General features: G+C 69.4%; 9 protein-coding genes, 1 tRNA gene and 2 pseudogenes. 11 read left to right on the forward strand and 1 reads right to left on the reverse strand.

Annotation, left to right across the window (positions count from 1 at the left end; genetic code table 11):
- Window positions 1-30 precede the first annotated feature (30 nt).
- On the forward strand, window positions 31-1,305 hold the full coding sequence (locus GWK16_RS13830; protein WP_170054562.1) for a sigma-70 family RNA polymerase sigma factor: 1,275 nt from the start codon (window positions 31-33) through the stop codon (window positions 1,303-1,305).
- A gap of 70 nt (window positions 1,306-1,375) precedes the next feature.
- Here the strand turns inward: GWK16_RS13830 and GWK16_RS13835 are convergent, their stop codons facing one another.
- Window positions 1,376-1,999: a glutathione S-transferase family protein gene (locus GWK16_RS13835; RefSeq protein ID WP_170054563.1), complete on the reverse strand. Its 624-nt coding sequence runs from the start codon at window positions 1,997-1,999 to the stop codon at window positions 1,376-1,378.
- Between the two features lie 127 nt (window positions 2,000-2,126).
- On the opposite strand from GWK16_RS13835, the gene GWK16_RS13840 reads away from it, so the two are divergent.
- The 10 genes and pseudogenes from GWK16_RS13840 to GWK16_RS13885 all read left to right on the forward strand — a co-directional run bounded on the left by GWK16_RS13840 (window position 2,127) and on the right by GWK16_RS13885 (window position 12,307).
- Window positions 2,127-2,211, forward strand: a tRNA-Leu gene (locus GWK16_RS13840).
- 48 nt (window positions 2,212-2,259) lie between these two features.
- A pseudogene (locus tag GWK16_RS13845) lies at window positions 2,260-2,676 on the forward strand (trigger factor); the annotation flags it as partial.
- A 630-nt stretch (window positions 2,677-3,306) separates the two neighbouring features.
- Window positions 3,307-4,089, forward strand: a pseudogene (gene tig / locus GWK16_RS25740) (trigger factor); the annotation flags it as partial.
- Window positions 4,090-4,289: 200 nt separating this feature from the next.
- Window positions 4,290-5,072, forward strand: coding sequence for an ATP-binding cassette domain-containing protein (locus tag GWK16_RS13855; RefSeq protein ID WP_170054564.1), 783 nt, complete (start codon window positions 4,290-4,292; stop codon window positions 5,070-5,072).
- Window positions 5,065-5,811, forward strand: a complete 747-nt coding sequence (locus GWK16_RS13860) for an ABC transporter ATP-binding protein (protein ID WP_170054565.1) — start codon at window positions 5,065-5,067, stop codon at window positions 5,809-5,811. The genes GWK16_RS13855 and GWK16_RS13860 overlap by 8 nt, the downstream gene beginning before the upstream one ends.
- A 52-nt stretch (window positions 5,812-5,863) precedes the next feature.
- Window positions 5,864-7,108 (forward strand): ABC transporter substrate-binding protein, encoded by a 1,245-nt coding sequence (locus tag GWK16_RS13865; RefSeq protein WP_170054566.1) that lies wholly within the window; start codon window positions 5,864-5,866, stop codon window positions 7,106-7,108.
- A gap of 31 nt (window positions 7,109-7,139) precedes the next feature.
- The gene (locus tag GWK16_RS13870; RefSeq protein WP_170054567.1) at window positions 7,140-8,384 is read left to right on the forward strand and encodes an ABC transporter substrate-binding protein; all 1,245 of its coding nucleotides are present in this window, start codon (window positions 7,140-7,142) and stop codon (window positions 8,382-8,384) included.
- A gap of 66 nt (window positions 8,385-8,450) precedes the next feature.
- Window positions 8,451-9,692 (forward strand): ABC transporter substrate-binding protein, encoded by a 1,242-nt coding sequence (locus GWK16_RS13875; RefSeq protein WP_170054568.1) that lies wholly within the window; start codon window positions 8,451-8,453, stop codon window positions 9,690-9,692.
- Window positions 9,693-9,764: 72 nt separating this feature from the next.
- Window positions 9,765-11,003, forward strand: a complete 1,239-nt coding sequence (locus GWK16_RS13880) for an ABC transporter substrate-binding protein (RefSeq protein ID WP_170054569.1) — start codon at window positions 9,765-9,767, stop codon at window positions 11,001-11,003.
- Window positions 11,004-11,089: 86 nt separating this feature from the next.
- Window positions 11,090-12,307, forward strand: a complete 1,218-nt coding sequence (locus tag GWK16_RS13885) for an ABC transporter substrate-binding protein (RefSeq protein WP_338144473.1) — start codon at window positions 11,090-11,092, stop codon at window positions 12,305-12,307.
- The last annotated feature ends 34 nt before the right edge of the window (window positions 12,308-12,341 follow it).

The raw sequence follows: 12,341 nt of genomic DNA on the forward strand, positions 1-12,341 counted from the left end.
CGTCACGCCCTGCCGCCGTAAGCGGGGGGCGTGGCGTCGACGGATCCTCACCGGGCGATCGAGGCGGTCTTCCGCATCGAACGGGCCAGGCTCATCGGAGGCCTGGTCCGGATGCTGCGGCAGATCGACCTTGCCGAGGAATGTGCCCAGGACGCGTTGCTGGCCGCCCTCGCCGAATGGCCACGGACGGGCGTACCGGCGAACCCCGGCGCCTGGCTGATGGTCACGGCGAAGCGGCGGGCCGTCGACCACATCCGTCGCGAACGGATGGTCAGCCGCAAGCACGAGGAAATCGCCCGCGAGATCGACACTGGCGGGGATGAGAGCGGCGCCGCGCGCGATGCCGCGTTGGACGACGAGTATGGCGACGAGCTGCTGGCCCTGATCTTCACCGCCTGCCATCCGGTCCTCGCCCCCGAGGCGCGTGCCGCCCTGACGCTCCGGCTGATCGGCGGACTGACGACGGAGGAGATCGCGCGGGCCTTCCTCTCCTCCGAGCCCACGATCGCGCAGCGGATCGTGCGGGCGAAGCGGACGCTCGGGAACAGCGGCCTGGCCTATGCCGTGCCGCGGGGCGCGGAGCGGGCCGGGCGCCTCGCCTCGGTGCTCGAGGTTCTCTATCTCATCTTCAACGAAGGCTACGCGGCGACGGCCGGCGACAACCTCGTCCGCCCCACGCTGTGTGCCGAGGCATGCCGGCTCGGCCGGATCCTGGCAGGGCTGGCCCCGGAAGAGCCGGAGGTGTTCGGGCTGCTGGCCCTGATGGAGATCCAGGCATCGCGGCTCGCGGCGCGGATCGGGCCGGATGGCGCGCTGGTGCCGTTGCCCGCGCAGAACCGCGCAGGCTGGGATCGGCTGCGGATCCGGCGCGGCCTCGCCGCGCTGGACCGCGCCGAGGCCCTTGGCGGCGCGGACGGGCCTTATGCGTTGCAGGCGGCGCTCGCGGCCTGCCACGCCCGGGCGAGGTCCTACGCCGACACGGATTGGAGGCGGATCGCCGGGCTCTACGACCGCTTGGCCGTGGCGCTGCCATCACCGGTGGTGGAGCTCAACCGGGCCATCGCGCACGGCATGGCCTTCGGCCCGGAGGCGGGGCTCGGCCTGCTTGCGGCGCTGGAAGCCTCCGATGCGCTCGGCGGTTACGCCCCGCTGCCGGCGGCGAAGGGGGACGCCCTCTTCCGCGCCGGGCGGCTCGCCGAGGCGAAGGTCGCCTTCACCGAGGCGGCCGGTCTGACGCGGAACGCGCGGGAACGGGACTTCCTGCTCGGGCGCGCGGCCGCCTGCGGTGCCGGCACCATGCCCTGACGCGGCTTGCCGCCGCCGTCGGCGCTCAGGGTCGGAACAGGGGCGCCGGCCTGACCCGGGTCCCAACCCGTCATGAGGGTGGGATGAAGGGCTGCTGGATCGCCTGGAAGGCCTCCATTGCCTCGAGGTCCCGGCAGCGGCGGGTGAGGGCAGGCAGGGCGACCGGATCGAGCAGGCCCGGATGGGCCTCCGTCACGAACCGCACCGCCGCGGCGAGCGCGATGTCGGCATGCGTGATGGCCGCGCCGCACAGGAACGGCGTCGCCGCGGTGGCGGCCGCGGTCTCGAGCACGGCTGCCGTTGCGGTCACCTGCGCCCCGCGCCTCTCGATCAGGAGGGGCGAAGGATGGTCGTGCAGGATCTTCTCGTAGAACAGGCTGACCGCGGTCTCCGCCATGCCTGTCGCGAGACCGACCAGCTGCCGGGCCGCCAGCCGGTGCACCGGGTCCGCGGGCATCAGCGCGGTCCCCGGAGGCGCCAACTCGTCGAGTTGCGCCAGGATCAGGTGGCTGTCCGTCAGGGCCACGCCATCCACGAGCAGGACGGGAACGCGGGTGAGGGGGCTGAGCGGACGGATGCGGCCGGCGTCCCCGAAGGTGGACCACGGGCGGTGTTCGAAGGCGATGCCGTAGAGGGTCAGGGCGATCCCCACCCGCCTCACGAACGGCGAATCATACTGCCCGATCAGGATCATCCGGCCCTCCTTGGCCCATTCCGGCCCGCTAGCCTCGCCTGGCCGGCCGATTTCCGTCCAGCCGCGCTTGGAAACCCCGGCCCCATGCGCTACACCCCGGCCCCTGCCGCCGCGCGGCGCCTCGCGGGCGGGCGTGGTGGAACTGGTAGACACGCCGGATTTAGGTTCCGGTGGCGCAAGCCGTGGGGGTTCAAATCCCTTCGCCCGCACCAAAGGCGCCGCCGGGTTTCTCTAGCCTTAGAATGGATGGACGTCCCTCGATGCAGGTCACCGAGCTCGCGAATGACGGTCTGAAGCGCGCTTATTCCGTCACCGTTTCCGCGGGCGACATCGCCTCCACGCGCGACAAGCGCCTGGCCGAGATCGCCAAGACCGTGACCATGCCGGGCTTCCGCCCGGGCAAGGTCCCGATGTCGGTCGTCAGCCGCCGCTACGGTTCGGCCGTGCTGGGCGAGGTGCTGGAGCAGTCGGTGTCCGATTCGTCGCGCAAGGTGATCGACGACCGCGGGCTGAAGCCCGCGATGCAGCCGAAGATCGAGATCGTGAACTTCGCCGAGGGCGCCGACCTCGAATTCAAGATGGAATTCGAGATCCTGCCGGATGTCCCGATGCCTGATTTCTCGGGAATCGCGCTGGAGCGGCTCAAGGCCGAGCCGACCGACGATGCGATCGAGAAGGCGCTGGCCTCCATCGCCGAGCGCAACGGCACGCTCGAGGACGCCGAGCCGCGCGCCGCGACCAAGGGCGACGTGCTGGTCTGCGACTTCACCGGCCGCCTGCCCGCCGACCTGCTGAAGAACGGCCCTGGCCTCGGCGCCGTCCCGGGCAACCCCGGTGAGATGCCGACCGGCTGGAACCTCTCGGTGCCGGCGGGTCTCGCCGCCGAGGTCTCGGCCATCGGGTCCGAGAAGGGCCTCCCCTATTTCGACGTGACGGTGAAGGGTTCGGCCGGCGAAGCGGGCGCGATCCGCATCGACGCGGGCGAGGCGGTTGCGGCGAAGCCCGGCGCCGTCCTGACGCTGTCGATCCTCGCCCATGTCGCCGCCGGCGCCCTGCCGGCCGGCGCTGCGGCGAGCTTCGGCCTGGAGGAGCGTTCGGCCGACGCGGCGCTGGGCGTCGCGCGCGCCAATGCCTCGCTCGGCGCGAATGGCGACCGCGTCACCCTGACCCTGTCGGACGCCGCGGGCCTCGCCTTCGTGCGCCCGCTGATTGAGGTCGCGATCCCCGCCGGCGCGGCGGTTGACCTGACGCTGCGCGTCGGCCCCGCGCGGCTCTATGCCGGCGCCGAGGAGCCCGAGGCCCGCATCTTCGCCGGCGGCACGGCCAGCGACATGCCGATCGAGGTCGGCGGTGCCGGCTTCATCCCGGGCTTCACCGAGCAGATGGACGGCATGGCGCCGGGCGAATCGCGCGACATCGACGTGACCTTCCCTGCCGACTACGGCTCGGCCGAGCTGGCCGGGAAGCATGCGCGCTTCACCATCGCGGCGAAGGCGCTGAAGACCCGCAAGCCGCGCGCGGTTGACGACGAACTCGCCAAGGCCGTCGGCATGGCCGACCTCGGCGCGCTGAAGGAGGCGATCCGCGGGTCGCTGCAGCGGGAGTATGACGCGCTGTCGCGCCTGAAGGTGAAGCGGGCGCTGCTCGACAGCCTCGCCGACCGGGCGACCTTCCCGGTGCCGGACGGCATGGTGGATGCCGAGTTCAACCAGATCTGGCAGCGCGTGGAGGCCGACCTCAAGGCCGGGCGCCTCGACGACGAGGACAAGGGCAAGGACGAGGCGACGCTGCGGACCGAATACCGCACGATCGCCGAGCGCCGCATTCGCCTCGGCCTGATGCTGTCCGAGATCGGTCGGGCGAACAACGTCCAGGTCGCGCAGGATGAGATGACGCGCGCGGTCTACCAGGAAGCCTCGCGCTATCCCGGCCAGGAGCAGCAGGTCCTGGAGTTCTTCCGCAAGAATCCGCAGGCCGCGGAGAACCTTCGCGCGCCGCTGTTCGAGGAGAAGGTCGTCGACTTCATGCTCGAACTGGCGAAGGTCACCGAGCGCCAGGTTGCGCCCGAGGAACTGACCGCCGCCGCCTGATCCCGCGCGGAACCTATAGGTTCGCATGGGGCAGCCGGGTGACCGGCTGCCCCTTTTTCATGCAGCGTGTCCCTTCCGCTGCGAAAATCATGTGTTTTCAGAGAGTCCCGCTTGCGCGGGGCCCGGTGCCTTGCGTAGATGCGAGCGAGAGCAACGAGCGGTCGCCCAGGCCGCCAGCATGATAAGGGAGCGCTTCAAGGGTGTCCGACGCCATCCTGGAAACGAAGGGTCTGACGAAGGAGTTCCGCGGCTTCGTGGCCGTGAACGACGTCGACCTGACGGTTCGCCGCGGCACGATCCACGGTCTGATCGGCCCGAACGGCGCCGGCAAGACGACGTGCTTCAATCTGTTGACGAAGTTCCTGCAGCCGACCCGCGGCACGATCCGCTACGACGGCCGCGACATCACCGGCATGAAGCCCGCCGAGGTCGCTCGGCTCGGCCTGGTGCGTTCCTTCCAGATCTCCGCCGTCTTCCCGCACCTGTCGGTGCTGGAGAATGTCCGCGTCGCGCTGCAGCGCCAGCGCGGCGGGTCCTTCGATTTCTGGCGCAGCGAAGGCCTGCTGCGGCAGTACGACGACCGTGCGCGCGAACTGCTCGAGGATGTGGGGCTGTCAGCCTACGCCAATCTCACGGCGGGCGAGTTGCCCTATGGGCGCAAGCGCGCGCTCGAGATCGCGACGACGCTCGCGCTCGACCCGGTGATGATGCTGCTCGACGAACCGACGGCGGGCATGACGCATGACGACGTCGGGCGCATCGTCTCGCTGATCCGTCGCGTATCCGCGGGCCGCACGGTGCTGCTGGTGGAACACAACCTGACGGTCGTCTCGGGCTTGTGCGACGCCATCACCGTCCTCGCGCGCGGGCGCGTGCTGGCGGAAGGGGACTACAACACGGTCGCGCGCAACCCCGACGTCATCGCCGCCTATCTCGGCACCGAAGTCCCCCCCGCCGCCGCGACGGAGGCCGCCCATGGCTGACGCCCTCGCTGAACTCCCGATCGCCGCGCAGGAAGGCAGCGCGCCGCTGATGGTCGTGCGGGGCCTCGAGGCCTGGTACGGGGAAAGCCACGTCCTCCATGGCGTGAACCTCGAGGTCCATGAGGGCGAGGTCGTCACGCTGCTCGGCCGCAACGGCGCCGGCAAGACGACGACGCTGCGCTCTATCATGGGCCTGGTGCCGAAGCGATCCGGGTCGGTGCACTACGCGGGTCGGGAACTGATCGGCGCGCGGCCGGACATCATCGCCCGTGCCGGCATTGCCTACTGCCCCGAGGAGCGCGGCATCTTCGCCTCGCTCGACGTGACCGAGAACCTGATGCTGCCGCCCGTGGTACGGCCGGGCGGGCTGCCGCTCGACGAGATCTACGAGCTGTTCCCGAACCTCAGGGAACGCGCGCGGAGCCAGGGCACGAAGCTGTCCGGTGGCGAACAGCAGATGCTCGCGATCGCCCGCATCCTGCGCACGGGCGCGAAGCTGCTGTTGCTCGACGAACCGTCCGAGGGCCTGGCCCCGGTCATCGTGCAGCAGATCGGGCGCACCATTCGCGAGCTCAAGCAGCGCGGCTTCACGGTCGTGCTGGTCGAGCAGAACTTCCACTTCGCGCAGACGGTCGCCGACCGGCACTACGTGATGGAACACGGCAAGGTCGTGGACATGGTGCGCAACGAGGACGTCGAAGCCTCGCGCAGCCGCATCGACGAGTATCTGCGCGTCTGAGGCCCGTAGAAGGCCGCGACGCAGACACGAAGCAACAGGGAGAAGCACCAGGATGAACGAGACAAGCAGACGAGGCCTTCTCGCCGGCGCTGCGGCGCTGCCGGTCCTCTCGGGCCTGCCCGCGCCGCGCAGCGCCCGCGCGCAGGCGGCGAACACCGTGAAGATCGGCCTGCTGTCGGACATGTCCGGGCCGTACCGCGACCTGAACGGCCCGAACAGCATCGCCGCGGCGCGCCTCGCGCTGCAGGAGATGGCGCCGCGGGGGCTGACGCTCGACCTCGTCGTGGCCGATCACCAGAACCGTCCCGACGTCGGCGTGAACATCGCGCGCCAGTGGTTCGACCGCGACGGCGTCGACATGGTGCTGAACCTTGCGGCCTCCTCGGTGGCGCTCGCCGTGTCGGACCTGGCGCGGGAGAAGAACAAGGTGATGATCGCGACCTCGACCGCGACGTCGGATCTCACCGGACGGGCCTGCAATCCGAACACCATCCACTGGGTCTACGACACCTACATGCTCGCCAAGTCGACCGGCTCGGCGATGGTGCGTGCAGGCGGCGACACCTGGTTCTTCGTGACGGCGGATTATGCCTTCGGCCACGCGCTGGAACGCGACACCTCGACCTTCGTGCGCAATGCGGGCGGGCGGGTCGTCGGGTCGGCGCGGACGCCCTTCCCGGGGACGACCGATTTCTCCTCCTTCCTGCTCCAGGCGCAGGCCTCGCGCGCGAAGGTGATCGGCCTGGCGAACGCCGGGACGGACACGACGAACTGCATCAAGCAGGCCGCCGAGTTCGGCCTGACGCGGCGCGGCATCAAGCTCGCCTCGATGCTGATGTTCATCACCGACGTCCATGCGCTGGGGCTCGAGACGGCGCAGGGGCTCGTCTGCAGCGCGTCCTACTACTGGGACATGAACGATCAGACGCGCGACGTGGCGCGGCGCGTGCGCGCGATCGCCGGCGGCGACACGCCGGTCGCGATGAGCCATGCGGGCGACTATTCCGGCACGCTGCACTACCTCAAGGCCGTGCTCGACATGGGCGTGGCGGCGGCGAAGGCCGATGGGCGCGCGACGGTCGCGCGCATGAAGGCGATGCCAACCCAGGACAACGCCTTCGGCGCCGGTTCCATCCGCGCCGACGGGCGCAAGATCCATCCCGTCTACCTCTTCGAAGTGAAGACGCCGGCGGAAAGCCGCGGCCAGCACGACTACTACAAGCTGCTGCAGACCAGCACGCCCGAGGACGCCTTCCGCCCGCTGAACGAGGGCGGCTGTTCCCTGGTCCGCAGCTGAACAAGAAGAACGACACGGCAGGAAGCGATCCATGAGCATCGGCAACACAAGCAGACGCAGCGTGATCGCCGGGGCCGCCGCTACGGCGGCCTGGGGCGCCCTCCCATACCGGAAGGCCAGCGCCCAGGCGGCGAACACCATCAAGATCGGTGTCCTCAACGACGGATCGGGGATGTATCGCGACATCTCCGGTCCGACGGCTGCCGCCTGCGCGCGGCAGGCCGTGGCGGATTTCGGCGCCCGCGGATTCAACGTCGAGGTGCTGGTCGCCGACCATCAGAACAAGCCGGATGTCGGATCGAACATCGCCCGGCAGTGGATCGACCGTGACGGCGTGGACGTGTTGCTCGACGTCACGACCTCCTCGGTCGCGCTCGCGGTCAACGACATCTGCCGCGAGAAGAACAAGGTCCACCTGAACAGCAGCGCCGCGACCTCGGACCTCACGGGCCGCGCCTGCACGCCGAACACCATCCACTGGACCTACGACACCTGGATGCTCGCGAAGTCGACCGGCGGGGCGATGGTGCGCGCGGGCGGCGACAGCTGGTTCTTCATCACCGCCGACTACGCCTTCGGCCATGCGCTCGAACGCGACACCGGCGGTTTCGTCCGCGCGGCCGGCGGCCGGGTGCTCGGCCAGGTGCGGACGCCCTTCCCGGGGACGACGGATTTCTCCTCCTTCCTCGTGCAGGCGCAGGCGTCGCGCGCGAAGGTGATCGGGCTGGCGAATGCAGGGTCCGACACCACCAACTGCATCAAGCAGGCAGCGGAGTTCGGGCTGACGCGGCGCGGCATCAAGATCGCCTCGCTGCTGATGTTTCTCAACGACGTGCATGCGCTGGGGCTGCAGACGGCGCAGGGCCTCGTCTGCACCGAGACCTTCTACTGGGACATGAACGACCGCACGCGGCGCTTCACCGACCGCGTGCGCGCCGCCATGGCGCCGAACATGCCCTGCATGACCCATGCCGGCTGCTATGCGGGCGTGCTGCACTACCTCAAGGCGGTGCAGGACATGGGCGTGACGGCGGCGAAGGCGTCGGGCGTCGCGGCGGTCGAGCGCATGAAGGCGATGCCGACCGACGACGACTGCTTCGGCGCCGGCGCCATCCGCGCCGATGGCCGCAAGATCCACCCATCCTACCTGTTCGAGGTCAAGACCCCGGCCGAGAGCCGCGGGCCCTGGGACTACTACAAGCTGCTGCAGACCACCTCAGCCGAGGAAGCCTTCCGCCCCGTGAGCGAGGGCGGCTGCTCGCTGATCCGAAGCTGAGTTCCGCAACGGGGCGCGGCGACCCTGCCGGCGCCGCGCCCCACCTGGAGTGAAAGGACGACCCCCATGATCGACACGACCCGCCGCGGCCTTCTGATGGGCACTGCCGCCGCCGCCTCATTCGGTGCGCTGCCGCTGTCACAGGCGCGCGCCCAGGCGGGGACTGCGATCAAGATCGGCGTCCTCAACGACCAGTCGGGCCTGTATCGCGACCTTTCGGGGCCGGGCTCGACGGCCTGCGTGCGCCAGGCCATCGCCGATCTCGGCCAGCTCGGCTTCAACGTGGAGGTCATCCAGGCCGACCACCAGAACAAGCCGGATGTCGGGTCGAACATCGTGCGCCAGTGGCTCGACCGCGACGGCGTCGACCTCGTGATCGACGTGCCGACCTCCTCGGTCGCGCTCGCGGTCGCGGGCATCGTGCGCGAGAAGAACAAGGTCTACATCAACAGCACCGGCGCCTCCTCGGACCTCACCGGGTCCCAGTGCAGCCCGAACACGGTGCACTGGACCTACGACACCTGGATGCTGGCGAACGGCACCGGCGGCGCGATGGTGCGCGCGGGCGGCGACACCTGGTTCTTCATCACCGCCGACTATGCCTTCGGCCATGCGCTCGAACGCGACACGACCAACTTCATCCGCGCCAATGGCGGCCGGGTGCTCGGCTCCGTGCGCACGCCCTTCCCGGGGACGACGGACTTCTCCTCCTTCCTCGTGCAGGCGCAGGCGTCGCGCGCGAAGGTCATCGGACTCGCGAATGCCGGTGGCGACACCATCAACTGCATCAAGCAGGCGGCGGAATTCGGCATCACGCGCCGCGGCGTCCGGCTTGCCGGCCTGCTGGTCTTCATCACCGACGTCCATGCGCTCGGCCTGCAGGCGGCGCAGGGCCTGGCGCTGACCGAGAGCTTCTACTGGGATCTGAATGACCGCACGCGGGCGCTGACCACGCGCGTCCGGCCGTCCATGCCGGCCAATGCGCCGCCCACTATGGCGCAGGCGGGCTGCTATGCCGGCGCGCTGCACTACCTCAAGGCGGTGAAGGACATGGGCGTCGCGGCGGCGAAGGCCGATGGCGCGGCGGTCGTGGCCCGCATGAAGGCCATGCCGACCAATGACGACGCCTTCGGCGAGGGCGTGATCCGTCCCGACGGCCGCAAGATCCATCCGGTCTACCTCTTCGAGGTGAAGAAGCCGGAGGAGAGCCGCGGCGCCTGGGACTACTACAAGGTCCTGCAGACCGTGCCGGCCGACCAGGCCTTCCGCCCCCTCAACGAGGGCGGGTGCTCGCTGGTGCGGAGCTGACGCGACAATTCCGGGGCGTGGCGGGAACCAACCCGCCCGCCCTGTCCGGGCGATTGAGATAGGGAGAGAGTGATGACTGAACTGAACCGCCGCCATCTTCTTGCCGCCGCCGCGATCGGCGCCGGCGCTGGCGCGCTGCCGTTCCGATCGGCCCGCGCCCAGGCGGCGAATACGATCAGGATCGGCGTGATGAACGACCAGTCCGGCCCGTACCGCGACATCGGCGGACCGAACGGCGTTACGATGGCGCAGATCGCTGCCCAGGAATTCGGCAATCGTGGCTTCAATGTCGAGGTGATCGGCGCCGACCACCAGAACAAGCCGGATGTCGGCGCCAACCTGGCGCGGCAGTGGTACGACCAGGGCGTGGACGTGATTCTCGATGTGCCGACCTCCTCGGTCGGGCTCGCGGTAAACCAGGTCGCGCGTGAGAAGAACAAGGTCTACATCAATGTCGGCGCCGCGACTGCCGACCTGACGGGGCCGCAGTGTTCGCCGGTGACCGCGCATTGGGTCTACGACACCTACATGCTCGCCAAGTCGACCGGCGGGGCCATGGTGCGGGCGGGCGGCAAGCGTTGGTTCTTCATCACCGCCGACTACGCCTTCGGCCACGCGCTGGAACGCGACACGACGAACTTCGTGCGCGCGGCCGGCGGCTCGGTGGCAGGGTCGGTGCGCTATCCTTTCCCGGCCACGACCGACTTCTCCTCCTTCCTGCTCCAGGCGCAGGCGTCGCGGGCCGAGGTGATCGGCCTGTGCAACGCCGGCCAGGACACGATCAACTCCATCAAGCAGGCGGCGGAATTCGGGCTCACGCGTCGCGGCGTGAAGATCGCGGCGTTGCTGATGTTCATCGCCGACGTCCACGCGCTCGGCCTCGAGCAGGGGCAGGGGCTGGTGATGACCGAATCCTTCTATTGGGATCTTAACGACCGCACGCGGGCCTTCTCGCGGCGCGTGCAGCCGCGCCTGAACCAGCGCGCGATGCCGAACATGGTCACGGCCGGCAACTACTCGGCGACGCTCCATTACCTGAAGGCGGTTGCCGACATGGGCGCCGCCGCGGCCAAGGGGCCGGGCGTCGAGGTCATGAACCGGATGAAGGCCATGCCGGTGGAGGACGAGGCGTTCGGGCGCGGCACGCTGCGCCAGGACGGACGGATGATGATCCCGTCCTACCTTTTCGAGGTGAAGAAGCCGTCGGAATCGACCGGCCCGTGGGACTATCTCAAGCTGCTGCAGACCACGCCGGCGGATGAGGCCTGGCGGCCGCTGTCCGAAGGGGGATGCCCGCTGGTCCGCAGCTGATGTGACGACCCCGGGCGGGGCAACGACCCCGCCCGGTTGCACCAAGAACGATCACAGGGAACGACACGGAGGACGTCTGGATGGAGATGAATCGCCGAAGCCTGCTTGCCGCAGGCACCGCCGCTGCGATCGCGCCGCTCTCGCGCGCCCGCGCGCAGGCGAACACGATCCGCATCGGCGTGCTGACCGACATGTCGGGCACCTATCGCGACAACACCGGCCCGACCTCGGTCGCCGCGACGCGCGAGGCGGTGGCCGAGTTCGGCACCAGCCACGGGTTCACGATCGAGGTGCTGGAGGCCGACCACCAGAACCGCCCCGATGTCGGGTCCAACATCGCCCGGCAATGGTACGACCAGGGCGTCGACCTGATTCTCGACGTGCCGACCTCCTCCGTCGGCCTCGCGGTCAATCAGATCGCGAAGGAGAAGAGCAAGGCCTACATCAATGTCGGATCGGCGACGGCAGATCTGACGGGGCCGCAATGCGGCGCGACGACCCTGCACTGGGCCTATGACACCTACATGCTCGCGAAATCGACCGGCGGGGCGATGGTGCGTGCAGGCGGCGATACCTGGTTCTTCATCACCGCCGACTACGCCTTCGGCCATGCGCTCGAGCGTGACAACACCAACTTCGTGCGCGGCGCCGGCGGGCGGGTGCTGGGCTCGGTTCGCACGCCCTTCCCGGGAACGACCGATTTCTCCTCCTTCCTGGTGCAGGCGGCGGCCGCTCGGCCGAAGGTGATCGGCCTTGCGAACGCTGGCGCGGACACCGCGAACTGCGTCAAGCAGGCCGCCGAGTTCGGCATCACCCGCCGCGGCATCAAGCTCGCGGCGCTGCTGCTGTTCGTGAACGACGTCAACGGCATCGGCCTGCAGACGGCGCAGGGCCTGGTCTGCACGGAATCCTTCTACTGGGACACGAACGACAAGACCCGCGCCTGGACCCAGCGCGTCGTGCGTCGCACGCCGACCAACTACCCGAACATGATCCACGCGGGTTGCTATTCGGCGGCACTGCACTTCCTCAAGACGGTCGCGGCGATGGGCGTCCCGGCTGCCAAAGCCTCGGGTCTCGACCTGATCAACCGGATGAAGGCGACGCCGTCCGAAGACGATTGCTTCGGGCGCGGCGTGATCCGCCAGGACGGGCGGCGCCTGATCCCCTCCTTCCTGTTCGAGGTGAAATCCCCGGCCGAGAGCCGCGGTCCCTGGGATTTCTACAAGCTCCTGCAGACGACGCCGGCGGACGAGGCCTTCCGGCCGCTGTCCGAAGGCGGCTGCCAGCTTGCGAGGACCTGACGGAAACCGGGGCGGCGCAGCGGCGTCGCCCCCC

Origin of the sequence: Neoroseomonas marina (assembly GCF_012927745.1) — a bacterium.
Taxonomy (GTDB): Bacteria; Pseudomonadota; Alphaproteobacteria; order Acetobacterales; family Acetobacteraceae; genus Neoroseomonas; species Neoroseomonas marina.